The organism is Kitasatospora sp. NBC_00458, assembly GCF_036013975.1.
In the GTDB taxonomy this organism is placed as follows: Bacteria; Actinomycetota; Actinomycetes; order Streptomycetales; family Streptomycetaceae; genus Kitasatospora.
Map to the genome: position 1 here is coordinate 3,625,886 of NZ_CP107904.1, position 25,969 is coordinate 3,651,854.

General features: G+C 74.6%; 24 protein-coding genes. 17 read left to right on the top strand and 7 right to left on the bottom strand.

The window, feature by feature from the left end:
• The first annotated feature begins 26 nt into the window (after positions 1 to 26).
• Positions 27 to 1,799, top strand: coding sequence for an acetyl/propionyl/methylcrotonyl-CoA carboxylase subunit alpha (locus tag OG550_RS14505; protein ID WP_327677596.1), 1,773 nt, complete (start codon positions 27 to 29; stop codon positions 1,797 to 1,799).
• Between the two features lie 113 nt (positions 1,800 to 1,912).
• On the opposite strand, the gene OG550_RS14510 is transcribed toward OG550_RS14505, so the two are convergent.
• Together OG550_RS14510 and OG550_RS14515 are read right to left on the bottom strand one after the other, a co-directional pair.
• The gene (locus OG550_RS14510; protein ID WP_327683890.1) at positions 1,913 to 2,884 is read right to left on the bottom strand and encodes a DeoR/GlpR family DNA-binding transcription regulator; all 972 of its coding nucleotides are present in this window, start codon (positions 2,882 to 2,884) and stop codon (positions 1,913 to 1,915) included.
• 236 nt (positions 2,885 to 3,120) lie between these two features.
• Positions 3,121 to 4,575 carry an NAD(P)H-quinone dehydrogenase gene (locus OG550_RS14515; protein WP_327677598.1) on the bottom strand — a complete coding sequence of 485 codons (1,455 nt, stop codon included), beginning with the start codon at positions 4,573 to 4,575 and terminating at the stop codon, positions 3,121 to 3,123.
• A gap of 99 nt (positions 4,576 to 4,674) precedes the next feature.
• Between OG550_RS14515 and OG550_RS14520 the strand changes: the two genes are divergently transcribed.
• From OG550_RS14520 to OG550_RS14535, 4 genes are all read left to right on the top strand, one after another.
• On the top strand, positions 4,675 to 5,112 hold the full coding sequence (locus OG550_RS14520; protein WP_327677600.1) for a gamma-glutamylcyclotransferase: 438 nt from the start codon (positions 4,675 to 4,677) through the stop codon (positions 5,110 to 5,112).
• A 347-nt stretch (positions 5,113 to 5,459) separates the two neighbouring features.
• Positions 5,460 to 6,281 (top strand): purine-nucleoside phosphorylase, encoded by an 822-nt coding sequence (locus OG550_RS14525; RefSeq protein WP_327677602.1) that lies wholly within the window; start codon positions 5,460 to 5,462, stop codon positions 6,279 to 6,281.
• 386 nt (positions 6,282 to 6,667) lie between these two features.
• Complete coding sequence (locus OG550_RS14530; protein WP_327677604.1) at positions 6,668 to 8,392, top strand: phospho-sugar mutase; 1,725 nt, start codon at positions 6,668 to 6,670, stop codon at positions 8,390 to 8,392.
• A 230-nt stretch (positions 8,393 to 8,622) separates the two neighbouring features.
• Positions 8,623 to 9,189 (top strand): hypothetical protein, encoded by a 567-nt coding sequence (locus OG550_RS14535; protein ID WP_327677606.1) that lies wholly within the window; start codon positions 8,623 to 8,625, stop codon positions 9,187 to 9,189.
• A 148-nt stretch (positions 9,190 to 9,337) separates the two neighbouring features.
• On the opposite strand, the gene OG550_RS14540 is transcribed toward OG550_RS14535, so the two are convergent.
• A complete protein-coding gene (locus OG550_RS14540; RefSeq protein ID WP_327677608.1) occupies positions 9,338 to 10,015 on the bottom strand; it encodes a PH domain-containing protein in 678 nt (225 codons plus the stop codon).
• Between the two features lie 202 nt (positions 10,016 to 10,217).
• Between OG550_RS14540 and deoC the strand changes: the two genes are divergently transcribed.
• The 5 genes from deoC to OG550_RS14565 all read left to right on the top strand — a co-directional run bounded on the left by deoC (position 10,218) and on the right by OG550_RS14565 (position 15,215).
• Complete coding sequence (gene deoC, locus OG550_RS14545) at positions 10,218 to 11,204, top strand: deoxyribose-phosphate aldolase (RefSeq protein WP_327677610.1); 987 nt, start codon at positions 10,218 to 10,220, stop codon at positions 11,202 to 11,204.
• 5 nt (positions 11,205 to 11,209) lie between these two features.
• A complete protein-coding gene (locus tag OG550_RS14550; protein ID WP_327677612.1) occupies positions 11,210 to 12,730 on the top strand; it encodes an aldehyde dehydrogenase family protein in 1,521 nt (506 codons plus the stop codon).
• Positions 12,723 to 13,628, top strand: coding sequence for an aldehyde dehydrogenase family protein (locus tag OG550_RS14555; protein ID WP_327677614.1), 906 nt, complete (start codon positions 12,723 to 12,725; stop codon positions 13,626 to 13,628). The genes OG550_RS14550 and OG550_RS14555 overlap by 8 nt, the downstream gene beginning before the upstream one ends.
• 400 nt (positions 13,629 to 14,028) lie before the next feature.
• A complete protein-coding gene (locus tag OG550_RS14560; RefSeq protein ID WP_327677616.1) occupies positions 14,029 to 14,439 on the top strand; it encodes a hypothetical protein in 411 nt (136 codons plus the stop codon).
• A 140-nt stretch (positions 14,440 to 14,579) separates the two neighbouring features.
• A complete protein-coding gene (locus OG550_RS14565; RefSeq protein ID WP_327677618.1) occupies positions 14,580 to 15,215 on the top strand; it encodes an ATP-binding protein in 636 nt (211 codons plus the stop codon).
• A 341-nt stretch (positions 15,216 to 15,556) separates the two neighbouring features.
• Here the strand turns inward: OG550_RS14565 and OG550_RS14570 are convergent, their stop codons facing one another.
• Positions 15,557 to 16,540, bottom strand: coding sequence for a SigE family RNA polymerase sigma factor (locus OG550_RS14570; RefSeq protein WP_442905997.1), 984 nt, complete (start codon positions 16,538 to 16,540; stop codon positions 15,557 to 15,559).
• A 293-nt stretch (positions 16,541 to 16,833) separates the two neighbouring features.
• Here OG550_RS14570 and OG550_RS14575 point away from each other — a divergent pair, with 293 nt between their 5' ends.
• The 4 genes from OG550_RS14575 (at position 16,834) to OG550_RS14590 (ending at position 20,510) form a co-directional block, all read left to right on the top strand.
• Positions 16,834 to 17,511, top strand: a complete 678-nt coding sequence (locus OG550_RS14575; RefSeq protein WP_327677620.1) for a response regulator transcription factor — start codon at positions 16,834 to 16,836, stop codon at positions 17,509 to 17,511.
• 158 nt (positions 17,512 to 17,669) lie between these two features.
• A complete protein-coding gene (locus OG550_RS14580) occupies positions 17,670 to 19,184 on the top strand; it encodes a HAMP domain-containing sensor histidine kinase (protein ID WP_327677622.1) in 1,515 nt (504 codons plus the stop codon).
• Positions 19,181 to 19,543, top strand: a complete 363-nt coding sequence (locus OG550_RS14585) for a hypothetical protein (protein ID WP_327677624.1) — start codon at positions 19,181 to 19,183, stop codon at positions 19,541 to 19,543. The genes OG550_RS14580 and OG550_RS14585 overlap by 4 nt, the downstream gene beginning before the upstream one ends.
• 271 nt (positions 19,544 to 19,814) lie before the next feature.
• Complete coding sequence (locus OG550_RS14590; protein WP_327677626.1) at positions 19,815 to 20,510, top strand: VanZ family protein; 696 nt, start codon at positions 19,815 to 19,817, stop codon at positions 20,508 to 20,510.
• Here the strand turns inward: OG550_RS14590 and OG550_RS14595 are convergent.
• Positions 20,477 to 20,830, bottom strand: a complete 354-nt coding sequence (locus OG550_RS14595) for a ribosomal protein L7/L12 (protein WP_327677627.1) — start codon at positions 20,828 to 20,830, stop codon at positions 20,477 to 20,479. The genes OG550_RS14590 and OG550_RS14595 overlap by 34 nt on opposite strands.
• An 83-nt stretch (positions 20,831 to 20,913) precedes the next feature.
• Entirely contained in the window at positions 20,914 to 21,558 is a 645-nt protein-coding gene (locus tag OG550_RS14600) for a PhzF family phenazine biosynthesis protein (RefSeq protein ID WP_327677630.1), read from the bottom strand.
• A 164-nt stretch (positions 21,559 to 21,722) separates the two neighbouring features.
• On the opposite strand from OG550_RS14600, the gene OG550_RS14605 reads away from it, so the two are divergent.
• A complete protein-coding gene (locus tag OG550_RS14605; protein ID WP_327677632.1) occupies positions 21,723 to 22,610 on the top strand; it encodes a class I SAM-dependent methyltransferase in 888 nt (295 codons plus the stop codon).
• Positions 22,611 to 22,698: 88 nt separating this feature from the next.
• On the opposite strand, the gene OG550_RS14610 is transcribed toward OG550_RS14605, so the two are convergent.
• Positions 22,699 to 24,312: a hypothetical protein gene (locus OG550_RS14610; protein ID WP_327677634.1), complete on the bottom strand. Its 1,614-nt coding sequence runs from the start codon at positions 24,310 to 24,312 to the stop codon at positions 22,699 to 22,701.
• A 313-nt stretch (positions 24,313 to 24,625) separates the two neighbouring features.
• On the opposite strand from OG550_RS14610, the gene OG550_RS14615 reads away from it, so the two are divergent.
• The gene (locus OG550_RS14615) at positions 24,626 to 25,228 is read left to right on the top strand and encodes a hypothetical protein (RefSeq protein ID WP_327677636.1); all 603 of its coding nucleotides are present in this window, start codon (positions 24,626 to 24,628) and stop codon (positions 25,226 to 25,228) included.
• Between the two features lie 128 nt (positions 25,229 to 25,356).
• Positions 25,357 to 25,968, top strand: coding sequence for a GNAT family N-acetyltransferase (locus OG550_RS14620; protein WP_327677637.1), 612 nt, complete (start codon positions 25,357 to 25,359; stop codon positions 25,966 to 25,968).
• The last annotated feature ends 1 nt before the right edge of the window (position 25,969 follow it).

A 25,969-nucleotide genomic window follows, 5' to 3' on the forward strand; every position in this document is an offset into this window, starting at 1 on the left:
CAACGAGGTTCAAGAAGGGAGCCACAGTGCGCAAGGTGCTCATCGCCAACCGCGGGGAAATCGCCGTCCGCGTCGCCCGTGCCTGCTCGGACGCCGGTATCGCCAGCGTCGCCGTCTACGCCGAGCCGGACCGGGATGCGCTGCACGTCCGCGCGGCCGACGAGGCTTACGCGCTGGGCGGCGACACCCCCGGCACCAGCTACCTGGACATCGCCAAGGTCCTCCAGGCCGCGGCCGACTCCGGTGCGGACGCCGTCCACCCCGGGTACGGCTTCCTGTCGGAGAACGCCGACTTCGCCCAGGCCGTCATCGACGCGGGCCTCACCTGGATCGGCCCGCCGCCGCAGGCCATCCGCGACCTCGGGGACAAGGTCACCGCCCGGCACGTGGCGCAGCGCGCCGGTGCCCCGCTGGTGGCCGGTACGCCCGACCCGGTCTCGGGTGCCGACGAGGTCGTCGAGTTCGCCCGGGAGCACGGTCTGCCGGTCGCGATCAAGGCGGCCTTCGGCGGCGGCGGCCGCGGCCTCAAGGTCGCCCGTTCCCTGGAGGAGATCCCGGAGCTGTACGACTCCGCGGTCCGCGAGGCGGTCGCCGCCTTCGGTCGCGGCGAGTGCTTCGTCGAGCGGTACCTGGACAATCCGCGGCACGTCGAGACCCAGTGCCTGGCGGACCAGCACGGCAACGTGGTGGTCGTCTCCACCCGTGACTGCTCGCTGCAGCGCCGGCACCAGAAGCTGGTCGAGGAGGCGCCCGCGCCGTTCCTCACCGCCGAGCAGAACGCCGAGCTGTACCGGGCGTCGAAGGCGATCCTGAAGGAGGCCGGCTACCAGGGTGCCGGCACCTGTGAGTTCCTGGTCGCGCTGGACGGCACGATCTCCTTCCTGGAGGTCAACACCCGTCTGCAGGTCGAGCACCCGGTGACCGAGGAGGTCACCGGTATCGACCTGGTCCGGGAGATGTTCCGGATCGCCGACGGCGAGGAGCTCGGCTACGACGACCCGGAGGTCCGCGGGCACTCGTTCGAGTTCCGGATCAACGGCGAGGACCCGGGCCGCAACTTCCTGCCGGCGCCGGGCACCGTGACGCTGTTCGCCCCGCCGTCGGGTCCGGGTGTCCGGCTGGACTCGGGTGTCGAGACCGGTTCGGTCATCGGCCCGGCCTGGGACTCGCTGCTGGCGAAGCTGATCGTGTCGGGTCGCGACCGCAAGCAGGCGCTGGAGCGTGCGCGGCGCGCGCTGGCCGAGTTCAAGGTGGAGGGCATGGCCACCGCCATCCCGTTCCACCAGGCCGTGGTCACCGACCCGGCGTTCGCGCCCGAGGTGCACGGGGAGGAGGGGCCGTTCCGGATCTTCACCCGGTGGATCGAGACCGAGTTCGACAACACCATCCCCGCGTTCGCCGGTGCGGCCGGGGACGGCGAGGAGGCGGAGACCCGGGAGACCGTGGTCGTCGAGGTCGGCGGCAAGCGGATCGAGGTGTCGCTGCCGTCCTCGCTGGGCGTCTCGACGGCGCCGGCGGCCGGTGCGGGTGCCGCGAAGGCCAAGCGCCGGGTGGGTGCCAAGAAGGCCGGCGCGGCGGTCGGCGGTGACACCCTGGCCTCGCCGATGCAGGGCACCATCGTCAAGGTCGCCGTCGAGGAGGGCCAGGTCGTCGCGGAGGGCGAGCTGATCGTCGTCCTGGAGGCGATGAAGATGGAGCAGCCGCTGAACGCGCACAAGGCGGGCACGATCGTCGGCCTCAAGGCCGAGGTGGGTGCCAGCGTCTCCAGCGGCGCCGCGCTCTGCGAGATCAAGGACTGATCCCCGCGCACTGCGTCACCGGTCCGTACGCCCCCCAGGGTGTGCGGACCGGTTCCGTTTCCGGCGGCGGGCCGGTGGCCGTGCGGCGGCGGTGTGCCGGGTGCGCGGCGGGTTCACCGTCCGCGCGGCAGGCCCAGTTCGGCGAGTCTGACGGGGAGCGGGCCGCCCGGTCCGCCGGGGCCCCCGGGGCCGCCGTGCGTGCCCGGGCGGCGCTGGCCGGGCAGGGGGGCGCCGCCGGGGGGCGGGGGGGCCACCCGGCGGGCCAGCGGGCCGGGCTGGGTCTGGTGGACGGGCCCGCTGCCGGTGCCGTGCACCGGGGCGTCCCCGGTGGGCGGGGTGCCGAGCGGGGCGAGGTCGATCTGCACGCCGCAGTCGGCGAGCGCGTCGAGCTCCCGTGCGGTGGTGTCGTCGGCGGTGGCCTGCTCGTCGGTGACCAGCCGGGTGATGGTCTCGGTCGGGACGGTCTGGAACATGGTGTCCGCGCCGAGCTTGGTGTGGTCGGCGAGGACGATCACCTCGGCGGCCGACTGCACCAGCGCCCGGTCCACGCTCGCGGAGAGCATGTTCGTGGTCGAGAGGCCGCGTTCGGCGGTCAGTCCGCTGCCCGAGATGAACGCCTTGGACACCCGCAGCCCGTGCAGCGACTGTTCGGCACCGCTGCCGACCAGGGCGTAGTTGGAGCCGCGCAGGGTGCCGCCGGTCATCACCACCTCCACCCGGTTGGCGTGCGCCAGCGCCTGGGCGACCAGCAGCGAGTTGGTGACCACCGTCAGTCCGGGCACCCGGGCCAGCCGGCGGGCCAGTTCCTGGGTGGTGGTGCCGGCGCCGACGACCACGGCGTCGCCTTCCTCCACCAGGCCCGCGGCGAGATCGGCGATGGCGCTCTTCTCTGCGGCGGAGAGGTGGGTCTTCTGCGGGTAGCCGGGTTCGCGGCTGAAGCCGCCGGGGAGCACCGCGCCGCCGTGCCGGCGGTCGAGGAGCCCTTCTGCCTCCAGTGCCCGTACGTCGCGGCGCACGGTCACTTCGGAGGTCTGGACGACGCGGGCCAGTTCCCGGAGCGAGACGGCTCCGTTGGCGCGCACCATTTCGAGGATCAACTGGCGACGTTCTGCTGCAAACACAGAACCGACGGTAACGTGCGTGACCGTCTGCTTTCAGGCGTTTGCTGCTAGTAGCGGGAATTGCTCACGCAAGAGCGGCGCGTGACCGTACAATACGCGCCGTCGGCGATCCGGAACTGCGCCCGCCGTCCGGGTGACGACCCGGCCTGCGCAAAGGGCGGCCGCCGTACGGCGACCGCCCTCAACTGCGCTTCGGGTGCTCAGGATTCGCCCGATTCCCGCTTCCGGATGTGGAGCTGGCGGGCGGCCTCGGCAGTGGAGCCGGAGACCGACGGGTAGACGGTGAAGGCGCTGGCCACCTGTTCGACGGTCAGATTGGCGTCCACCGCGAGCGAGATCGGGTGGATCAGTTCGCTGGCGCGCGGGGCGACGACCACGCCGCCGACCACGATGCCGGTGCCCGGGCGGCAGAACAGCTTCACGAAGCCGTCCCGGATGCCCTGCATCTTGGCGCGCGGGTTGCCGCGCAGCGGCAGCTTGACCTCGACCGCGTCCATCTTGCCGCACTCCACGTCGGCGGCGGTGTAGCCGACGGTGGCGATCTCCGGGTCGGTGAAGACGTTGGAGGCCACGGTCTTCAGGTTGAGCGGCTGCACCGCGTCGCCGAGCGCGTGGTACATCGCGATCCGGCCCTGCATGGCCGCCACCGAGGCGAGCATGAAGACGCCGGTGCAGTCGCCGGCCGCGTAGACGCCGGGCGCGGTGGTGCGGGACACCCGGTCGACCTGGATCTGGCCCCAGTCGTTGAGCTTGACCCCGGCCTCCTCCAGGCCCATCTCCGCGGTGTTCGGGATCGAGCCGACCGCCATCAGGCAGTGCGTGCCCTCGATCACCGTGCCGTCGGAGAGGGTCACCTCGACCTTGTCGCCGATCCGCTTGGCGCTCTCGGCGCGCGAACGGCTCATCACGTTCATGCCGCGGCGGCGGAAGACCTCCTCCAGCACCTCGGCGGCGTCCGGGTCCTCGCCGGGCAGCACCCGGTCGCGGGAGGAGACCAGGGTGACCCTGGACCCGATCGCCTGGTAGGCGCCGGCGAACTCGGCGCCGGTGACGCCGGAGCCGACCACGATCAGCTCGCGCGGCAGCTCCTCCAGGTCGTACACCTGGGTCCAGGTCAGGATCCGCTCGCCGTCCGGCTGGGCGTCCGGCAGCTCGCGCGGGTGCGCGCCGGTCGCGATCAGGACGGCGTCGGCGCGCACCGCCTGGACGCTGCCGTCGGGCGCGTCCACCAGCACCTCGCGGGAGCCGTCCGCGGCCTGCCCGCCGGTGCCGAGCCGACCGCGGCCGCGCAGCACGGTGACGCCGGCGCGGGTGACCGACTGGGTGATGTCGTGGGACTGCGCGATGGCCAGGCGCTTCACACGGCGGTTGACCTTGCCCAGGTCCACACCGACCACCCGGGCGGGGCTGTCGATGTGCGGGGTGTCGTCCGCGACGATGATGCCCAGTTCCTCGTACGAGCTGTCGAAGGTGGTCATCACCTCCGCGGTCGCGATCAGCGTCTTCGACGGCACGCAGTCCGTGAGCACCGCCGATCCGCCCAGGCCGTCGCGGTCGACGACGGTCACCTCCGCGCCGAGCTGGGCCGCCACCAGGGCCGCCTCGTAGCCGCCGGGTCCGCCACCGATGATCACGATCCGAGTCACGTCCACCATTGTCCCGCACGCCGGGAGCGCTGCCACGCCGGGGTCAGCGCTGCCACGCCGGAGGTCGGGGCTTCTGCGCGATCGCCCGGGGAACGTAGTCTTCCCCCCATGCCCCTTTACGCCGCGTATGCCACCAACCTCGATGCCCGGCAGATGACCCGCCGCGCCCCGCACTCACCGCTGCGCACCACGGGGTGGCTGTCCGGCTGGCGGCTCACCTTCGGTGGCGAGCAGCTCGGCTGGGAGGGTTCGCTGGCCACCGTGGTGGAGGACGAGAAGGACCAGGTGTTCGTCTCGCTCTACGACGTGGCGCCGATGGACGAGGAGGGGCTCGACCGCTGGGAGGGCGTCCAGCTCGGCATCTACCGCAAGATCAAGCTGCGCGCGCAGACGCTGGACGGCGACGTGTCGGTCTGGACGTACGTGCTCAACGACTACGAGGGCGGTCTGCCGGCCGCCCGCTACCTGGGTCTGATCGCGGACGCGGCGGAGAGCGCCGGCGCCCCCGACGACTACGTCCTGGACCTGCGCCGCCGCCCCTGCTGACCGGTCCCGCGCCCACCGGGCGGGGGCGGGCACGCCGCGCCCCCGCCGACCGAACCCCGGCTCCGTCCCCGTACCCCGGCCGCCGGCCCCGCGCCCAGGCCGTCCGGCACTCCTGCCCGCGCTCCGGCCCGGGCCGGCACCTTCGACGCCGGTGACGCCGCGACGCCGGTGGTGCCGCCCGCCGACGCCGTCCGGGCCCGGGCCCGCCCCCGGTTCGTGGGTTGCTCCGGGTCGCACCCCCCGGCCCGCGCCCCGGAGCTGTACGTTCACGCCATCCGGGTAACGATCCGGCACGTCGTACCAGGATTTTCTACGCGCGTAGCCGTTTCCCGTCTATCCTCGGACGTGTGAACGCATCTCCTCAGTCGGTCGTCTCCGCCGACCCCTACGCCGCCGCCCGGGCCGCCGCCGAGCGCCTCCGCGAGCTGACCGGTGCCGAGCGCCACGACGTCGCCCTGGTGATGGGCTCCGGCTGGGTGCCGGCCGCCGACGCCCTCGGCGAGACGGTCGCGGAGTTCCCGGTCACCGACCTGCCGGGCTTCCCCGCCCCCGCCGTGGCCGGCCACGCCGGCACGATCCGCTCGGTGAAGATCGGCGAGAAGCGCGCGCTGATCTTCCTCGGCCGCAACCACTACTACGAGGGCCACGGCGTCGCCACCGTCGTCCACGGCGTGCGCACCGCCGCCGCGGCCGGCTGCGGGATCATCGTGCTGACCAACGGCTGCGGCGGCCTGCGCCACGGCTGGGTCCCCGGCCAGCCGGTCCTGATCAGCGACCACATCAACCTGACCGCGGACTCCCCGATCGTCGGCGCCAACTTCGTCGACCTCACCGACCTCTACGCCAAGCGGCTGCGCGACCTGTGCCGCGAGGTCGACCCGACGCTCGACGAGGCCGTCTACGTCCAGTTCCGCGGCCCGCACTACGAGACCCCGGCCGAGGTCAACATGGCCCGGGTGATCGGCGGCGAGCTGGTCGGCATGTCCACCACCCTGGAGGCCATCGCCGCCCGCGAGGCCGGCGCCGAGGTGCTCGGCATCTCGCTGGTCACCAACCTGGCGGCCGGCATGACCGGCGAGCCGCTCAACCACGCCGAGGTGCTGGAGGCCGGCAAGGCCTCCGCCGAGCGGATGGGCGCGCTGCTGGCGAAGGTCCTGGAGCGGATCTGACGCCGCTCCGGTGCGCACCGGGCACCCGGCCCACGGCCGGACGCCCGCCGCGCACCGCGTGAGCGACGGGGCCCGCGCGCGGCCGTGATCCGCTGATCGACCGATCCGCCGACCACACCCGCCCGCGGGCCCCGTCCGCATGCGCCCTCCCCGCCCGGGCACGACGGGCCCTGCACCACTCCGCCCGCCACCGCTCCGGCAGCCACCGTTCCGGTACCCACCGTCCCGGCACGTCCGGCCCCGCACCCCCGGTCCCCCGCCCGTCCGGCAGGGGCCCCGCCCACACCCCGTCACACCCCGTCACGTCACGCGGAACCCTCCGGCCCTCCGGCCTCGCTCGCCCCTCCGGCCGAACCACCGACGCACTTCCCGATGGAGCTGCAGCCATGACGCAGGCAACCACCACCGACCTCCTCTCCCGGGCCCGGACCTGGCTGGCCGAGGACCCGGACCCGCAGACCCGCGAGGAGCTGTCCGCGCTGCTCGCCGCCGCCGAGGATCCCGAGGCCGAGTCCCGGGCCAAGCTCGCCTGGGCCGAGCTGGCCGAGCGCTTCGCCGACCGCCTCCAGTTCGGCACCGCCGGCCTGCGCGGCGAACTCGGCGCCGGCCCGATGCGGATGAACCGCGCCGTGGTCATCCGGGCCGCCGCCGGCCTGGTCGCCTACGTCAAGCAGCAGGGCCTCGGCGACCTCGTCGTCATCGGCTACGACGCCCGGCACAAGTCGTACGACTTCGCCCGCGACACCGCCGCCGTGGTGGTCGGCGCCGGCCTGCGCGCCGCGCTCTTCCCGCGCCCGCTGCCCACCCCGGTGCTCGCCTACGCCATCCGCCACCTCGGCGCCGCCGCCGGCGTGACCGTGACCGCCAGCCACAACCCGCCGCAGGACAACGGCTACAAGGTCTACCTCGGCGACGGCTCGCAGATCGTCCCGCCCGCCGACGCCGGCATCGCCGCCGAGATCGACGCCATCGGCTCGCTCACCGACGTCCCGCTCGCCGGGAGCGGCTGGGAGACCGTCGACGAGTCCGTCGTCGAGGCCTACCTCGACCGGGCCGCCTCCATCGTCGACCCGCACGGCGCGCGCGACCTCGACGTCGTCTACACCCCCATGCACGGGGTCGGCCGGGACACCTTCGTCGCCGCCATGCGCCGGGCCGGCTTCCCCGCGCCCACCGTGGTCGCCGAACAGGCCGAGCCCGACCCGGACTTCCCGACCGTCGCGTTCCCCAACCCGGAGGAGCCGGGGGCGATGGACCTCGCCTTCCGCACCGCCTCCTCGGTCGGCCCCGACATCGTCATCGCCAACGACCCGGACGCCGACCGCTGCGCGGTGGCCGTCCCCGCCAACGGCGACGCGGCGGGCGGCGGCAGCGGCGCGGCCGGCTGGCGGATGCTCCGCGGCGACGAGGTCGGCGCGCTCCTCGGCGCCGCGCTGGTCGCCAAGCAGGCCGCCGGCACCTTCGCCACCACCATCGTCTCCTCCTCCCTGCTCGGCCGGATCGCCGAGGCCGCGGGGCTGGGCTACGCCGAGACCCTGACCGGCTTCAAGTGGATCTCCCGCGCCGAGGGCCTGCGCTACGGGTACGAGGAGGCGCTCGGCTACTGCGTCGACCCGGAGGGCGTGCGCGACAAGGACGGCGTCACCGCCGCCCTGCTGGTCGCCGAACTGGCCGCCACCCTGAAGCGCTCCGGCCGCACCCTCACCGACCTGCTGGACGACCTGGCGCTGGAGCACGGCCTGCACGCCACCGACCAGCTGTCGGTCCGGGTCCAGGACCTCTCGCTGATCGCCGACGCGATGCGCCGCCTGCGCGAGCAGCCGCCCGCCGTGCTGGCCGGTCTGACCGTCACCCGGGCCGACGACCTGGCGGAGGGCTCCGCGGACCTGCCGCCCACCGACGGCCTGCGGTACCACCTGGTGGGCGACGCGGTCCGCTCCGCCCGCATCGTGGTGCGTCCGTCGGGCACCGAGCCCAAGCTCAAGTGCTACCTGGAGGTCGTCCTCCCGGTGGCCACCGCGGCCGACCTCGCCCCGGCCCGGGAGCGCGCCGCCGAGCTCCTCGCCGCGGTCAAGCGCGACCTCGCGGCCGCCGCCGGCATCGACGCCTGACCTCACCCGCGTACGACGGAGCGCCCTCGGCCCGGCCGGGGGCGCTCCGTCGTACCCGCGCGCTCCCGCCGCCGGGCCCTCCCCTTCGGGTCCTGCCGGGCACCCGACGCCGGAGCGCGCGCTCCGACGCCGTACGCCGATCCGACGGCACCCGGGAGCGAGGACTTAGGTTGGGGCCGGACAGCCCCGCCGGGGAGCGGGGCCGGGGGACGATGCTGCGGGGGGTCGGAGTGGACGGGCGCACCGGGGGTTCGGACGGGCGGCCCGGCGGGGCCGCCCCGCCGTTGCGGAGCCGGCCGGCGGCCCGGTGGCCGGTGCGCGGGCTGCTGGTGCGCGGGCTGCTGGTGCTCTGCTCGGTGGCCACCGTGGTGGCGGTCGGCTGGACCGTGGTCGGGGTGGTGCGCTTCCTGCACCCGCCGGAGACGGACGCCGACCGGGCGCAGCGGATCGCCGGGCTCCACCACGAGCAGCACCCGGGCAAGGGCCGCTACTACGTTCCGGCCGAGGGTGTCGTCGCCGGGGCCTCGGACGGGACCCGGGTGGCGTACCTGCACTACCGGGTGGTGGGCGGTGACGACTCCAACCTCGACGATTTCCTCCGCACCTACGACCTGCCCCGGCCCGGCGCGGCCGCCCCGCTGCCGGAGGACCTGCGGGCGGCGCTGCCGGGTGAGGAGCCTGCGGAGGGCGGGTTGCTCCCCGGGGTGCCGGGCGGGCCGGAGCGGTGGCTCTTCGTGGTCGCGTCGCCGGGCGGCTTCGCGGGGGCCGTCGACGTCTACGTCCGCGCCGTCGGCTGACGGGCGGGCGGTTCTGGGCGGGGCGGTCCGGGACGGGGCGGGGCGGGGCGGACGGGCGAAGGGGGCCCGCCGGATCGGCGGGCCCCCTTCGTCGGGGCCGGTGTCGGCCGCCCGGTGCCGGGCGGCGGGCGGCGGGCGCTCCCGTGCCTCAGGCCGCGATGACGGTGATCAGGGCCACCAGCCCGGCCAGGGTCGGGGCGATGATCCACCAGCACCAGCGGACCTTCAGCGGACCGGCCGCGTCGGGGCGGGAGGCGTTGCGTTCGGCGGTGTCCTGGAGGACGCCGACCACCTGGTCGGACCAGGCCCGGTTCGGGTCCGTCGAGCCCTGCACCGTGACGGTGGACGTCCCCTGGCCGAAGACCATCCCGAGCCGGGAGGCGTGGTGCTCGCCGCCGCGGTCGCGCACCCGCGCGGCGCGCTTGCGCTGCCGCAGCGACACCGGCACCGCCCAGACCTGGAACTTCCGGCCGTCGGCGAGCAGCTCGACCGAGTACCCGGCCCGCAGCGCGTCCACCGAGGCCCAGGGCACGGTGATCGTCCGCAGCGGGTTGCGCACCACCAGCCGCTGCTCGTTGGCGAACACCGCCGGGCGCAGGGTGTAGGCGATCACCGGGAACGCGAACACCGGCACGGCGGACAGCGCCACCCACGGCGTCTTGCCGCTCCCGTTGAGCGCCGCGTCCCCGATCAGCCACGCCGCCACGGCCAACAACAGCACCCCGGAGATCACGCCGGGAACGGAGCGGTACACGCGGTCGGCGTACACGGGCTCCCCATCGGAGCCGGCCGAGCCCTTCTGGGGCTTGCCGTCGGATTCGGTCATGTCGACGATTCTGCCCCATGGCCCCCGCCGTCCACAGGGTCCGCGATCACGGTTCGGCCCCGGTCGGCCCTCCCACGACCGGGTGGCCGGGGCCCGGATCCGCCCGTACCGCGGTGCGGGCGGGCGGGAGATCTCGGTCCGGCATCGATGGGTCCCCGGTCTAGCGATCGACTACGCGCGTAGATATGCTGGTCTGGTGACTATGTCCACTCTTGCAGCCAATGCCCTCGGCGTTGCGGGCAGCGGTCTCCAGGACGTCGCGACGTCCGAGGCCTCGCTCCGTCGCTTCCTGCACGGCCTGCCCGGTGTCGACCAGGTCGGCCTGGAGGCGCGTGCCGCCACTCTCGGTACCCGCTCGATCAAGACCACGGCGAAGGCGTACGCCATCGACCTGGCCATCTCGATGATCGACCTGACCACGCTGGAGGGCGCGGACACGGTCGGCAAGGTGCGCGCCCTGTGCACCAAGGGCAGGAACCCCGATCCGACCGACCCGACCGCCCCCCGTGTCGCCGCCATCTGTGTCTATCCGGACATGGTCGCCACCGCGAAGGCCGCGCTGCAGGGCACCGACATCCAGGTCGCGTCCGTCGCCACCGCCTTCCCCGCCGGGCGCGCCGCGCTCCCGGTCAAGCTCGCCGACACCGCCGACGCGGTGGCGGCCGGTGCCGACGAGATCGACATGGTGATCGACCGGGGCGCCTTCCTCTCCGGCCGGTACCTGGACGTCTTCAACGAGATCGTCGCCGTCAAGGAGGCGTGCAAGCGCGCCGACGGCAGCTACGCCCACCTCAAGGTGATCTTCGAGACCGGCGAGCTGCAGACGTACGACAACGTGCGCCGCGTCTCGTGGCTGGCGATGCTGGCCGGCGCCGACTTCATCAAGACCTCGACCGGGAAGGTCGCCGTCAACGCGACCCCGCCGGTCACCCTGCTGATGCTGGAGGCGGTCCGCGACTTCCGCGCGCAGACCGGCGTCCAGGTGGGCGTGAAGCCCGCCGGCGGGATCAAGACCACCAAGGACGCGATGAAGTACCTGGTGATGGTCAACGAGACCCTCGGCGACGACTGGCTGAGCCCGCACTGGTTCCGCTTCGGCGCCTCCAGCCTGCTCAACGACCTCCTGATGCAGCGCCAGAAGCTGACCACCGGACGGTACTCCGGTCCCGACTACGTGACGGTGGACTGAGAATCATGGCCAAGAACACCAAGAAGACCGCGGCACCCGCGGCCGCGCAGGCCGCCGCGGCCGCCCCTGCCGCGCAGGCCGTCAAGCCGGCCGGCCTGTTCGGCTACGCGCCGGCCCCCGAGTCGCCCGCCGCGGCCGGCGACATCGCCACCTCCTACGGCCACTTCATCGGCGGCGAGTTCGTCGACTCCTCCGGCAGCGAGGCCTTGAAGACGGTCAACCCGGCCACCGAGCAGGTGCTCGCCGAGTTCGCCCAGGGCACCGACGAGGACGTGGACCGCGCGGTCGCCGCCGCCCGCCGCGCCTTCACCGACTGGTCGGCGCTGCCGGGCAGCGAGCGCGCCAAGTACCTGTTCCGGATCGCCCGGATCGTCCAGGAGCGCAGCCGCGAGCTGGCCGTGCTGGAGTCGATGGACAACGGCAAGCCGATCCGCGAGACCCGGGACTTCGACATCCCGACCGTCGCCGCCTGGTTCTTCTACTACGCGGGCTGGGCGGACAAGCTCGACTACGCCGGCTTCGGCCCGAACCCGAAGCCGCTGGGCGTGGCCGGCCAGGTCATCCCGTGGAACTTCCCGCTGATGATGCTGGCGTGGAAGATCGCCCCGGCGCTGGCCACCGGCAACACGGTGGTCCTCAAGCCGGCCGAGACCACGCCGCTGACCGCGCTGCGCTTCGCCGAGATCTGCCGCCAGGCCGGTCTGCCGAAGGGCGTCGTCAACATCGTCACCGGTGACGGCCGCACGGGCGCCGCGCTCACCGCGCACCCGGACGTCAACAAGGTCGCCTTCACCGGCTCCACCCCGGTCGGCCGGGCGATCGCCCGGCAGCTGGCCGGCAGCCGCAAGAAGCTGTCGCTGGAGCTGGGCGGCAAGGCCGCCAACATCGTCTTCGACGACGCGCCGATCGACCAGGCGGTCGAGGGCATCGTCAACGGCATCTTCTTCAACCAGGGCCACGTCTGCTGCGCGGGTTCGCGCCTGCTGGTCCAGGAGTCGATCCAGGACGAGCTGCTGGACGCGCTGAAGCACCGGATGGCCACCCTGCGGGTCGGCGACCCGCTGGACAAGAACACCGACATCGGCGCCATCAACTCGGCCGCCCAGCTGGCCCGGATCACCGAGCTGACGGACGCGGGCGAGGCCGAGGGCGCGGACCGCTGGTCGCCGGAGTGCGAGCTGCCGGGCACCGGTTTCTGGTTCAAGCCGACCATCTTCACCGGCGTCAGCCAGGCCCACCGGATCGCCCAGGAGGAGATCTTCGGCCCGGTGCTGTCGGTGCTGACCTTCCGCACCCCCGCCGAGGCGGTGGAGAAGGCCAACAACACGCCGTTCGGCCTCTCCGCCGGCGTCTGGACGGAGAAGGGCTCGCGGATCCTCTGGACCGCCAACCGGCTGAAGGCCGGCGTGGTCTGGGCCAACACCTTCAACAAGTTCGACCCGACCTCGCCGTTCGGCGGCTACAAGGAGTCGGGCTACGGCCGCGAGGGTGGCCGGCACGGTCTGGAGGCCTACCTCGATGTCTGAGACCACCATCGCGCGTCTTGACGTCCTCAAGACCTACAAGCTGTACGTCGGCGGGAAGTTCCCGCGCTCCGAGAGCGGGCGGGTGTACGAGGTGACCGACTCCAAGGGCGAGTGGCTCGCCAACGCCCCGCTCGGCACCCGCAAGGACGCCCGCGACGCGGTCCTGGCCGCCCGCGCGGCGGTCAAGGGCTGGGCGGGCACCACCGCGTACAACCGCGGCCAGGTGCTGTACCGGGTCGCCGAGATGCTGCAGGGCCGGCGCGAGCAGTTCGCGGCCGAGGTGGCGCTCTCCGAGGGTATCGGCCCGAAGAAGGCCGCCGCCCTGGTGGACACGGCGATCGACCGGTGGGTCTGGTACGCGGGCTGGACCGACAAGGTCGCGCAGATCGCGGGCGGCGCCAACCCGGTCGCCGGGCCGTACTTCAACCTCTCCACCCCGGAGCCGACCGGCGTGGTCGGGATCGTCGCCCCGCAGGCCGGTTACGGGCACTCGCTGCTCGGCCTGGTCTCGGTGGTCGCCCCGGCCATCGCGACCGGCAACACCGTGGTGGTGGCGGCCGCGGCCGACGCCCCGCTGCCGGCGCTGTCGCTGGGCGAGGTGCTGGCCACCTCGGACGTCCCCGGCGGCGTGGTCAACCTGATCTCCGGCCGGACCGCCGACATCGCGCCGACCCTGGCCTCGCACCAGGACGTCAACGCGGTGGACCTCACCGGTGCGATCGCCGACGAAGGTCCCGGCGCGGCGGCCGCGCTGGAGGCGCTCGCCGCGGATACCCTGAAGAGGGTGATCCGCCCGGAGCTGGACCCGTTCGCCCAGGACTGGACCAATGCTCCCGGAACGGACCGGCTACTCTCGTTCCTGGAGACCAAGACGGTCTGGCACCCGATGGGTATCTGACCTCCCGGTCGCCCCATCGACTACTCCGCGTAGTCACGAGTAACAACTCCACAGACTGGCCGTCCCCAGTGCCCTCACCCCCCCAGGGCCCGGACGGTCACAGGACGGACCCGCGCCTCTCCCCCCCTGGCGCGGGTCCGTCGGCTTTCCGGCCCCGTACACAGGCGCGTACGGGGCCGTACGCGCCCCTGGCGGCCCCGCACCGCCCCGCACGCCCCCGCGGCGCCCTACGCGCCCTGGTCCCCCCGCGGCCGGGCCCCCGCGGCCCGCGCCACGCCGGCGGCGGGTGCTCCCGTCCGCACGACTTTGGTCGCGGGACATCGAGCCGTTCGGCGCTGCCCGCCCCGGCCCGGCCCGGGCCAGAATCCGACCACCGGAAACGATCAAGGGGGACGACGCCGTGGGTGAGTTCGTGGCGGAGATGGTGGCGCTGTTCGCGGACGGGTTCCTCCGCAAGCTGCTCGTGGCCAGGGCCCGCCGCCGGCTCGCCGCCGGCCGCGCCGCACGGGTGCCCTGCTCGGCCCGCTCCGAGCGGCCCGGCTGGCAGCCCGCCTACGTCAACGGCAAGCTCCGCATCAGGCCCGGGGCCGCCGCCGTGACCTTCGGCTCGCGCGCGGCCGGCTTCACCGAGCTCGCCGCCGGCGGTACCTTCCACGACCCCGAGCCCGGCACCTGGCACGACCAGGACTGGGCCGCCACCGCCTACCGGCCCCCGGGCGACGGCCACCCCGTCTACCTGCAGGTCGACAGCCGCTACCTGCCGATGGTGCACGCCGCGCTCACCGCACCGGAGTCGCTGCGGACGGCCTGACCCCGCCGGGCCGGACAACCGGGCCGGGCCGCCGGGCCACCGGGCCGGACGACTGTGCCGAACCGGTGTGCCGCACCGGTTCGACGAGTCCCGTCCGACCGGTTTCGGCATCCGGCCCGGATGCGTCAGACTGGTGTCCCGTGAGTGACTCCCCGCTGAACCCTGTGCCGATAGCCCGCGCCCGGGTGGTCCTGCTCTCCGGGCCCTCCGGTTCGGGGAAGTCCTCGCTCGCGGAGCGCAGCGGTCTTCCGGTGCTCCAGCTCGACGACTTCTACAAGGACGGCGACGACCCCACCCTCCCGCGGCTGCCCGACGGCGCGGTCGACTGGGACTCCCCGCTGTCCTGGCACCGCGAGCAGGCGGTCGCGGCCATCCGCGGACTGTACGAGACCGGCCGGGCCGACGTGCCGGTGTACTCGATCCCGGACAACGGCCGGGTCGCCACCCGGGTCCTGGACCTCGACGGGGCGGGCGCGTTCGTCGCCGAGGGCATCTTCGCCGCCGAGATCGCCGCCGAGTGCGCCGCCGAGGGCCTGCTCGGAGACGCCCTCTGCCTGCGCAACAGCCCGCTCACCACCGCCTGGCGGCGGCTGCGCCGGGACGTCCGCGAGGGCCGCAAGTCCCTGCCGGTGCTGCTGCGACGCGGCTGGCGGCTGATGCGCGCCGAGCGCACGATCATCGGCCGGCAGGTCGAGCTGGGCGCGCACCCGTGCGCCGGGCCGGAGGCCGAGCGGCGGATCCGCGCGGCGGCCGTCCAGGAGCTCTCCGCCGTCTGAGCCGCCCGTGCGGCGGGACCGCCCGTCCCTCCGGAGGGGCGGCCCTGTGTCATCACCTGCCGTCCCCTGCCGTCCCCGTCCCGCCCTGCCCGCTCCCGGCGGCCCCGCGGCCCGGCGGCCCCGTGGGCCCGCGGGCGCACGGGCCGGAAACGCGGAACGGCGGGCCCGGTGCGTCTCCCCCGCACCGGGCCCGCCGCCTTCCCCGGACGTCCCGGCATCCCCCGTCGGCGCCGCTCCCCCGAGCCGTCGCCGTCCGTGCCGTGTCCGTCCTGCTACCCGTCCCCCGACGGGAGTCCTCCTGCCGGTCCGCCGTCGCCGGCGTCCCCGCGGTACTGCGGCCGCTACGCGACCAGCTCGCCGAAGGCCCGGACGGTGTCGCCCGAGGTGTTCAGCTGCTCGTCGTCGCGCAGCCGGCGCAGTGCGCGCCAGATGCTGCTCTTGACCGTGCCGACGCTGATGCCGAGCACGTCGGCGATCTCCGGGTCGGTCTTGCCCTCGTAGTAGCGGAGCACCAGCATGGTCCGCTGGTTCTCCGGCAGCTTGGCCAGCGCCTGCCAGAGCACGGCGCGCAGCTCGGTGCCGCCCATCGCGTCGGTGTCGCCGACCGTCTCCGGCAGCTCCTCGGTCGGGTACTCGTTGACCTTGCGGCGGCGCCAGGCGGAGATGTGCAGGTTGGTCATGGTGCGGCGGAGGTAGCCCCCGACCGCGGCCTTGTCGGTGATCCGGCCCCAGGCCCGGTAGGTGCTGAAGAGCGCGCTCTGCAGCAGGTCCTCGGCCTCGTAGCGGTCACCGGTGAGGTGGTACGCGGTGGCGTACAGAGAGGCGCGACGCTCGCGCACGTACGCGGTGAACTCCGTGGTGTGGTCCTCCGCGACGGCCGGGCGCTCCTCCCGCGCGCCGCCCTGTGCCACTTCGGTGGTGCGGGCCGCCGCGGGGTTCAGCCGCAGCAGCGTCGCACCGGCGGCCTCGCGGCCGGCCGACTCCCCCGAGTCGGCCTTCCGCAGGCCGGTCCCCCCGATGCCCCGGTTCCCCCCCGGGGCGTCCGTGCCCTCGACGCGCACGGGGAGGATCCCCCGCAGCGTGAGGGTGCCGGCGGAGTCGGCCGGGTTCCCCCGGCGGCCGATCCCGTACAGCTCCCCCGTCCTGCCGCCGCCGCTCACCCGGCGTGCGGCAGTACTTCCACCGGTGCTGTGTGCGCACCCCCGTACGATCACGGCACCGGAGGCCTCGTCGGTCCTGACCTCGAACCGGGTCCTGGGGGCGGTCGTCGACGAACGCGCGGTGCCGACAGCCGGGTTGGTCCGGGTCTGAAGCATGGCGTTCATCGTGCGCCCCCTTGTTCGGTACGAGCGGTTCCGTTGCCGCCTTCCGGCCGGCCTGTTGGCCCGCTGTCCTGCGGCGACATCGAAAATCCTGCCCGCCGGTTGTGATGGCGCTGTCCGTCGACTGTCACAGGGCTGTCACAGGGCCCGGGTCCTTCGTCCCGGGTCCGCCTCCCGTCCTTGCGGACGCCGGTGGCGCGGGTTCCGGTTCCCGGCCGGGGGCGGGCGGCCGCTGCGGGCGGGGCGGGGGCGAGTGGGGGGGTGATTCGCCGCTCCCGGTGAGCCAGAATGAGCCCGTGCCTTTCCTCCTTCTGATCGAGGACGACGACGCCATCCGCACCGGCCTCGAACTCGCCCTCACCCGCCAGGGTCACCGTGTGGCCACCGCCGCCTCCGGTGAGGACGGTCTGCGGCTCTTCAAGGAGCAGCGGCCGGACCTCATCGTGCTGGACGTGATGCTGCCCGGAATCGACGGCTTCGAGGTCTGCCGCCGGATCCGCCGGACCGATCAGCTGCCGATCATCCTGCTCACCGCCCGGTCCGACGACATCGACGTGGTGGTCGGGCTGGAGTCGGGTGCGGACGACTACGTGGTCAAGCCGGTGCAGCCGCGTGTCCTGGACGCCCGGATCCGGGCCGTGCTGCGGCGCGGTGAGCGGGAGAGTTCGGACTCCTCCGTCTACGGCACGGTGGTGATCGACCGTGCGGCGATGACGGTCACCAAGGACGGCGCCGACCTCCAGCTCACCCCGACCGAGCTGCGGCTGCTGCTGGAGCTGAGCCGGCGGCCCGGGCAGGCGCTCTCGCGGCAGCAACTGCTGCGCCTGGTGTGGGAGCACGACTACCTGGGCGACTCCCGGCTGGTGGACGCCTGTGTGCAGCGGCTGCGGGCCAAGGTGGAGGACGTGCCGTCGGCGCCGACGCTGATCCGCACGGTGCGCGGGGTCGGCTACCGACTGGACCCGCCGGCGTGAGCGGCGTCCCGGGCGGCGGCGGCGCTCGCGCCGCAGCCTCCGCACCCGTGGCCGCACCCGTGACCGCACCCGCGCCGTCCGGCCCGTCGGCCGGCTCATCGGCGGGCACGGCGATACCCCCGGTCCTCCTCATCGAACTTCCGTAACGACAGGCTCCCGTGACTGACCATCAGACGACGACCCGGCGGTTCTCCTCGGGCCCGTGGCGAAGGCTGCGCTCCCTCCGGGTGCGGCTGATCGCGGTGTTCGCCGCGGTCGCCCTGCTCACCGCCGTCTCGGCCTCCGGCATCGCGTACTGGCTGAACCGGGACGCGGTGCTCAAGCGCGCCCAGGACACCGCGCTCAACGACTTCCGGGTCTCGCTCAGCCGCAACGTCTCGAACCTTCCGCTGAAGGCGACCTGCGAGGACCTGATCGGCCTCGCCGGGGTCGTCGCCAGCTCCGGGCTCACGTACGACGTGGTCGTCACCGACCCCGCCCTGCCGGACTGCATCGCCTCCTCCGACCCGGTGCGGTACTCGCTCGCGGACGTCCCGACCGCGCTGCAGACCGCCGTCGCCAAGCCCCGCGAGATCACCGATTCCAACCGGTACGAGTACCACCTCTACTGGCAGCGGCAGAACCTGGACGGCCGGCCGTTCGTCATCGGTGGCACCAAGGTGGTGACGACCGGCCCGACGGCGTACATGTTCAAGTCGCTGGAGAACGAGCGGGCCGACCTCAACACCCTCGGCTGGTCGCTGGCGATCGCCACGCTGCTCGCGCTGATCGGCTCGGCGCTGCTCGCGCAGGCCGCGTCGGCCACGGTGCTGCGGCCGGTCAAGCGGCTCGGCGACGCGGCGCGGCGGCTCGGCGAGGGGCACCTGGACACCCGCCTGGAGGTCGAGGGCTCGGACGAGCTCGCCGACCTGGCGCGGACGTTCAACCGGACGGCGGAGTCGCTGCACGAGCAGGTCGAGGAGCTGAGCGCGCGCGAGGCGCAGAGCCGGCGGTTCGTCGCCGACATGTCGCACGAGCTGCGCACCCCGCTGACCGCGATGACCGCCGTGACGGACATCCTGGAGGACGAGGCGGAGTCGCTCGACCCGATGATCGAGCCGGCCGTCCGGCTGGTGGTCAGCGAGACCCGGCGGCTGTCCGACCTGGTGGAGAACCTGATGGAGGTGACCCGCTTCGACGCCGGCACGGCCAAGCTGGTCGCCGACGAGGTGGACATCGCCGACCTGATCATGTCCTGCATCGACGGCCGGGCCTGGTACGACGCGGTCGAGCTCGACGCCCCGCGCGGGGTGCGGGCGGTGGTCGACCCGCGCCGGCTGGACGTGGTGTTCGCCAACCTGATCGGCAACGCGCTCAAGCACGGCGGCTCGCCGGTGCGCGTGCGGGTGCGGGAGACCGCGGACTCGGTGGTCGTCGAGGTGTCCGACAGCGGCCCGGGCATCCCGGAGGACGTGCTGCCGCACGTCTTCGACCGGTTCTACAAGGCCGACAAGGGGCGGGCGCGCTCGGAGGGCAGCGGTCTCGGCCTCTCCATCGCGATGGCCAACGCGCAGATCCACGGGGGGACGATCACGGCCGCGAACGGGGAGGTGGGGGCGGTGTTCACGCTGACGCTGCCGCTGTCGCCGCCGCCCCCGCCACCGGCCGACGCCCCCGAGGAGAGTGCCCAGTGAGAACTTCCTCCGGCCGGCGGGCCTTCGGTGCCGCCGCCCTGCTCGGCCTGGCCGTGCTGGCCGCGGGCTGCGGCATCCGCCCGACCGCCGTGCCGGTGGACGCGGGCGCGCCGGCCAGCCGGACCGCCTGCCCCACGGTGCCGCCGATACCCACGGCGCCGAGCTCGCCGTCGCCCGCCGCGGTCCCCCCGGCCGCGGTGACGCCGACGCGGTCCACCGAGCCGGGGAAGGTGCCGGCGACGGCCCGGGCGGCGCCCTCGCCGTCGCCCGTGGTGGTGGCGCCGTCCACGCCGCCGGCCGACAACGTGTTCAGCGCGGTGCCGTCGGCGGCCGCGTCGGCCTCGGCCCCCTGCCGCTGAGGGGTGCCCGGGGGGCCGTCGGGACCTCCGGGCGCACCGGTGCCCGACCGGAGGGCGCCGGGTGCCCCCGGGCCCGCCAGGGGGCACCCGCCCCGGGGTGGTGCGGGCACGCGACCGGCGCACGGGGCGGGGCACGACGCCCCCCGTGCGCCGTACCTGCTCCGGCGGGTGGCGCAAACTTCACACCGGCCATGGAACCGTCACGCCGTCGGCCCACGTCCTTTCCCTCGTGCAGCGAGATGGCACCAGGACACGGGCAGAGCGTTCCGGCGTGCGGACCGAGACCGGGCGGGCGACGGCCGTCCCCACCGGGCGGGCCGCCGCCGTCCACCACTCCCTCCGGACGGTGGGCCTCCTCGGCCTCACCCTCCACCTGGCCCTGGTCGGCTGGCTGATGCTGCGGCCGCTGCCGGTGGCGTGGGTGTACGACGCCAATCTGACCCCGCTGGCCTCCCTGCACTCCTCCAGCACGGGCCAGCTCCTGGGCGAACTGCTCCTGCCCGCCCCGCTCGGCCTCCTGCTGCCGCTCGCCGGCGGCCGCCTCCGGGCGCCCTGGCTGCCGTCCTTCCTCCGCACCACCGGTGCCTCCGCGCTGCTGGCCACCGCGATGGAGTTCCTCTCCTCCTGGGCCCCGGGGCACGTCCTCAACGTCGACGACATCCTGCTCGGCGTCGTCGGCGTGGCCGCCACCCACCTCGCCCTGGTCCCCGCCGGCCGCGCCCTCCTGCTCCACCGGGCCACGGCGTCCGGGCGGGCGGGGGCACGGCAGGCGTCCCACCGGGACGGGAGCGGCGGGCCCCGGACCACCGGGCTCCACACCGACGGGCCCCGGCCCTCCGGGCGCACCGGTGCACACCCCGATGGCGCCGGGACCGGGGCCGCGGAGCCCCCGCCGGCCTGGCCCCCGGCACCCGCCCCCGTGGCGGTGGCCGCCTACTCGGAGTCCGGGTACCACCACAGCACCTGAGGTTCCGCGGTGCTCGCCGGGCACCAGTCCCAGCCCGCGGCGGCGCAGGGGCCGGGGTCGAGCGGCTCCCCCTCGTCCGGTGCGGCCCGGCCGCAGGGCCGGCACGTCAGCTCCACGCCCGCCCCGGCCCCCCGCAGCCGGGCGGCCGTCCTGCGGGCGTCCGACAGGAAGGACGGCTCGACGGCCACCGGGGCGGCGTCCATCAGGAGCTTGGCACTCCAGATGCTCAGCCGGAATCGCACGCGGAGCACCCGGTAGACGGCCATCCGGTCCTCGCCGACACGGGTGACGACGACATCGAACTGCGGTTCCTCCGACAACGCCCCTCCCCCTGTTCCCGGCCCCGGATCGCGGTGCTGCGGCTCCCGGCCTCCCGGTGCTGCGGCTCCCGGCAGCGGACCTCTCAGACCGCCCGCCGGACCCGGCCTCCGACCTCGATCAGGCCGCCGTCGCGGACGGCGGTGACGATCTGCGACCCGCGCCCCTGGGTGATCGTCAGATCGCGGCCCAGGCCGGCGGTGAGGAGGAGGGCGGCGGCTCCGGTGGCCTCGTCCTCGTCGATGCCGTCGTCCCGGCCGGGGAAGGCGCGGGCCCGGACGGTACCGGCCGCCTCGTCCGCCCAGGCCCAGGCGTAGATCCACTCGCCCGGCGGCGGCACCGGCAGCCCGTCCACCTCGGCCGCCGAGCCGTACTGCCGGAGCGTGCGCGGCGGGGCCCAGGCGGCGGGCGCCGAGATCCGGGTGAACGCGCCGTCGTGCCGGACCCCGACCACGCCGGCCGCGGTGACCAGCCGGTCCGCACCGAGCAGCCAGGCGACGCCGACGCACGGGTGTCCGGCGAACGGCAGGCGGACGGTGGGCGTGTGGATGTCGATGACACCGCGCTCCGCGTCGTCGACGAACACCGTCTCGCTGAAGCCGAGTTCACGGGCGAGCGCCTGCCGGTCGGCGACGGCGGGGACGGCGGCCCCGTCCCGGACGACGCCGAGCGCGTTGCCGTGCCCGCCGTCCGGACCGCAGAACACGTACAGCACCTCGTGGTCGACCATTCCGGCCACCCCTTTTCGATTGATTCCGATCGAGCCGGCCCGACCGGGGGGTCGGGATCCCGAATCGGAGGCCGAGTTTCTTGATCGAAAGGCGATGTGAATACCCTTTCGAAATATTTGTTTTTGTGATATACTGTCAAAATCTGTGGGTAATGTCCGCTTTCATGGTGAACAACGGACAGCAGCGGCACGGACAGCCCAGCCGGACGGCCCTCATGGCGGCCGCGGCCCGCGCGGCACATCTCCTCGTCGACGACGCCCCCACGATCCTCGCCGACACCGTGGCACTGGCCCTCCTCGCGGACCAGGCCGACGAACTCCTCGGCTACCACCGCTCCCACGGGGTCCACCCCGTCCTGGCCGGTGCCCGGACCACGGCCGTCACCCGCGGCCGCTACACCGAGGACCGGCTCGCCGCCCTGGCCGCCCGCGGCGTCGACCAGTACGTGATCCTCGGGGCCGGACTGGACTCCTTCGCGTACCGTTCCGAACTCGCCGACCGGGTCAGGGTGTTCGAGGTCGATCAGCCCTCGACGCAGGAGTGGAAGCGGGCCCTGCTGGCCTCGACGGCCACGCCGGTGCCGTCCTCCACCGCCCTCGTCCCGGTCGACTTCGAGCAGGCGTCCGCCCGCTCGCTGACCGAGCTGCTCGTCGGCGCCGGCTTCGACCCCGCCCGGCCCGCGCTGGTCGGCTGCCTCGGGGTCACCATGTACCTCGGTCCGGACGCGATCGGCCGGATCCTGGCCGCCGTCGCCGGATTCGCCCCCGGCACGGAGCTCGTCGTGGAGCACCTCCTCCCGGCCGGGCTGTGCGACGAGGCGGGCCGGGCGTACGCGGCGGCGGTCATGGCCGCGGCCGCCGAGCACGGCGAGCCCTGGCGGACCTTCCTCGACATCGAGCAGATGGACGCTCTCCTGTCCGCCCACGGACTCAGGCCGGTCGAGTACGTCCGACAGCGCGAGGCGGTCGACCCCGCACTGTGGGAGCGCACCGACGCACTCCGGCCGTTCGAGCTGTCCGTACTCGCCCGCGCGAGCGTCCCCCGGCGGTAGCGGTCCGGGCCACCCGGACCGCCTGGGTGGCGCGGATGGCGCGGCGGGTGCGGCCGACGACCCCGGCCGCCCGCCGCACCCGCCGCGCTCAGCGTCCCGTCGGTCCGGCGGGGCGGCCCTGACCGCCCTGACCGCCCGGGCCCCCGGGCCCCGCGGGTCCCGCCGCGGGACCCGTCGCCGGGCGCGGCGGCCGGGCGGCCGGGCGGAGCTGCTGACGGCGGTGGGCGATGATCAGCGTGCCGATGCCCATCGCGATCGCGGTGCCGCCGGTGATCGCCATCGGCGCGTTGAAGGAGTCGCCGCCGGTGGACGCGAGGTCGGCGGACGGCACCGGCGCGGCCGCCACCGTCACGGTCACGGCCGGGGCGGGCCCCTGGGCGGCCGGGGCGGTCGGCGTGACGTCCACCGCCTGGACGGCGGGTGCGCTGGTCGGCGCCGACGGCGGCGTGACCGCCGCGAGGCCGACCGCGGGAGCCGTCGGCGCGGGCGCGCCCGCCGGGGCGGTGGCGGCCGGCGCGGGCTGCTCGGCGACCGGGGCGGCACCGGCCGTGGACGGCTGCGCGGGCGGGGCCGACGGCGTGACCGGCGCGGCGGCGGCCACGGTGATGTCGACCGCCGAACTGGTGGCCGCCACCCCGGTCCCCGTCCCGCCGCCCGGCGGCAGGCTCGTCCCCGTGAACTGCAGCGACAGCCCGCCCGCCGGCGCGTCCTGCGCGAACGCCAGCCGCACGTCGACCGTCCGGGACTCGCCGTCGCGCAGCCGGACGAGGCCGCTCTCCTTGTCCCCCGCGCGCAGCGTGAGCGTGAGCCGCCCCGCCTCGGACTGCCCGTGGTCGGAGGCCGGCAGCCACTCGCCCTCGGGCGTCCGGAACTCCAGACGGGTCGACTCGCCGCCGGGCAGGTTCCGCGCCCGGAAGGTCAGTTCGGGCAGGAAGGCGATGTCCTTGCCGCTGCGGTTGGTGAGCGTCAGCCGGAACGGCTTCGTCTCGCCGCCCGCCGTGAAGGCGACGGGCACCGCGTCCAGGGCGAGGTACGGCACGCCCGGTGCGGGGGCGGGCGTCGGGGTGGCGGTGCCGCCGGCCGGTGCGGTGGTGAAGTCGGCGGACGGGCTGATCGCGCTGGAGATCCGGTTCTCCGGCGGCAGCGTCGGGTCGGAGACGACGGCGGTCAGCGCGGCGGTCGCCCGGCCGGCGGGCGCGTCGGCGGTGACCGCGAGGCGCAGCCGGTACGTCGCCGAGCCGCCGGCCGGCAGGCTGAGCCGGGAGTTGAAGGTGTCGAGCGCCCAGGTCGCTCCGGCACCGGCCCCCGCGTCGAGGACGGCGGGCTTCCACTGCGAGCCGCCGGGCGGCTGGAACTCCAGCCGGAGCTGGGCCCCGCGGATGCCGGAGTCGCCGTTGGCGACGGTGAACCCGGTGGTGACGTCGACGGCGTGGTCGGCGGAGTTGCGGAGGGTGGCGGTGAACTCGGCGGCCGGCCCGCCCGCGGTGAAGCCGTGGGGGAAGCCGTCGAGGGTGACGGTGACCGGGCTGCGCTGGTCCAGGACGCCCGGGCCCGGCACGCCCTGGCCCTGGGCACTGCGGACCGCGCCGGCGCCCGCGGGGCGCGGCAGGGCGGACGCGCCGGGGGCGGCGACCAGGGCCGCGCCCGAGACCAGGGTGGCCGCGGCGGCGAGGGCGAGGGATCTGCGGTGCTGAGTACGCAAGGGGGACCTCACGGGAGGAAGGCGGGCGAACCCGACGAAACCCAACAGCAGGCGGGTCGCCGAGGTGGGAGGCCGCACCGGGACTCTCACCCGGGTCGCTGCTTCGCCCCCCAACCACCAGCGACGGCCGCATCATATCCGAACGCACTGACGCTTCCTGAGCGGTTTTCAAGGGGGCAACGGGGGGTTCGCCGGACGGATTCGGCGATGACACCGTGACGAAATCGTGAGGACGGCTGTCGGTGGGCTCCAGTACTGTGCGCACTCGTCCCCATCAGCCGCTCTCATCTCACTCACCCCCGAGGAACGTCCCGTGAATCTCGACTTCGACGCCGAGCCCCTTTTCTCCTGGTACGTCGTACTACTGGCCGTCAGCGGCATCGCCATGGTGGTCCTCGGCGCCCTCAACCTCGGCGGTGTGAAGATCGGCTGGCGCATCCTCAACGTCGTCGCCGGCATAGCCTTCGCCGGGTACGCGTACTACCTCGGGTTCGTCTTCGAGGGCGGCGAGTACCGGATCTTCTTCCAGGCGTTCATCCTTCCCGTGGTGCTGATCGCCAACTCGGTGAAGGCGCTGACCGCGCGCGCCTCCGCCCCGGCCCCGCAGCCGTTGCCCGCCGTGGCGCCGTACGGCCCGGGCGCCCCGTACGACCCGAACGCCCCGCAGCAGCAGGCCGCCGCGTACGGCGCGCCGTACCAGCCGGCCCCGCAGGCCCACAACCCGCAGCAGGCGGCTCCGTACCAGCAGGGCGCGTACCCGCAGGCCCCCCAGCAGGCCGCGTACCCGCAGGCGCCGCAGCAGCCGGCTCCGCCGTACCAGCAGGCCGCCCCGTACGGCGCGCCGTACGCCGCCCCCGCGCAGCCCGGTGCCGCACCGGCCGCGCCCGTCCAGCCGCAGGCCCCGTACCAGGGCTGACCCGCCCTGCCCCGCCGCCGGTCGGCCTGCGCCCTGCCGCAGTCCGGCCGGCGGCGGGGCTCGCGAGGTCCGGCCGCCGCCCGGTATTCCGCTGGCCGCGGCGACCCGCCCGCTCCTACGCTCCGGTCATGACCAGACCGCGCACGCCCGGGGCCGCGGCCGCGGCCGTCACTCCCGCCGCCGCTCCCGCCCCTGCTCCCACCGCCGCCCCCGCCATCGCCCTCGCCCCGCTCGACGTCGACGACGCCGAGCTGCTGCACGCCTGGCGCTCCGACCCGGTCGCGGCGCACGAGCTCGGCTACTGGCCGCGACCGCTGTCGGCCCTCCGCGAGCGGATCGAGCGCGACGTCGACGACGCCGACCACGACGCCTTCCTCGTCCTGCTGCCCGACGGCACCCCGGTCGGCTCCGCCGCCCTGGCCGACCAGGACATGGCGGACGGCCTGGCCACCGTCCGCGTCCTCGTCGCCCCGGAGCACCGGGGCCACGGCTACGGCGGCGCGGCCCTCGACGCCCTGGTCGACCTGGCGTTCGGCGAACTCCCGCTGCACCGGCTCGAAGCGGTCCCCCACACCGCCAACGCCCCGGCGCTGGCCGCCCTCGCCCGCGCCGGCTTCACCCGGGAGGGCGTCCGCCGCGCCGCCTGCCTCCACCGGGGCCGGCGTCACGACCTCGCCATGCTCGCGCTCCTCCGCCCGGAGTGGGAGGCCCTGGACCGCCCCCGCTCCTGGGACCGCTGAG

What these genes read in the sequence shown, in the direction of transcription:
- OG550_RS14510 (WP_327683890.1), bottom strand. Translation starts at nt 2,884, where the DNA reads ATGGTGCGCGCCAACGGAGCCGTCTCGCTCCGGGAACTGGCCCGCGTC.
- OG550_RS14515 (WP_327677598.1), bottom strand. Translation starts at nt 4,575, where the DNA reads ATGGTGGACGTGACTCGGATCGTGATCATCGGTGGCGGACCCGGCGGC.
- OG550_RS14520 (WP_327677600.1), top strand. Translation starts at nt 4,675, where the DNA reads ATGCCCCTTTACGCCGCGTATGCCACCAACCTCGATGCCCGGCAGATG.
- OG550_RS14530 (WP_327677604.1), top strand. Translation starts at nt 6,668, where the DNA reads ATGACGCAGGCAACCACCACCGACCTCCTCTCCCGGGCCCGGACCTGG.
- OG550_RS14540 (WP_327677608.1), bottom strand. Translation starts at nt 10,015, where the DNA reads ATGACCGAATCCGACGGCAAGCCCCAGAAGGGCTCGGCCGGCTCCGAT.
- deoC (WP_327677610.1), top strand. Translation starts at nt 10,218, where the DNA reads ATGTCCACTCTTGCAGCCAATGCCCTCGGCGTTGCGGGCAGCGGTCTC.
- OG550_RS14550 (WP_327677612.1), top strand. Translation starts at nt 11,210, where the DNA reads ATGGCCAAGAACACCAAGAAGACCGCGGCACCCGCGGCCGCGCAGGCC.
- OG550_RS14555 (WP_327677614.1), top strand. Translation starts at nt 12,723, where the DNA reads ATGTCTGAGACCACCATCGCGCGTCTTGACGTCCTCAAGACCTACAAG.
- OG550_RS14570 (WP_442905997.1), bottom strand. Translation starts at nt 16,540, where the DNA reads ATGAACGCCATGCTTCAGACCCGGACCAACCCGGCTGTCGGCACCGCG.
- OG550_RS14600 (WP_327677630.1), bottom strand. Translation starts at nt 21,558, where the DNA reads ATGGTCGACCACGAGGTGCTGTACGTGTTCTGCGGTCCGGACGGCGGG.
- OG550_RS14605 (WP_327677632.1), top strand. Translation starts at nt 21,723, where the DNA reads ATGGTGAACAACGGACAGCAGCGGCACGGACAGCCCAGCCGGACGGCC.
- OG550_RS14620 (WP_327677637.1), top strand. Translation starts at nt 25,357, where the DNA reads ATGACCAGACCGCGCACGCCCGGGGCCGCGGCCGCGGCCGTCACTCCC.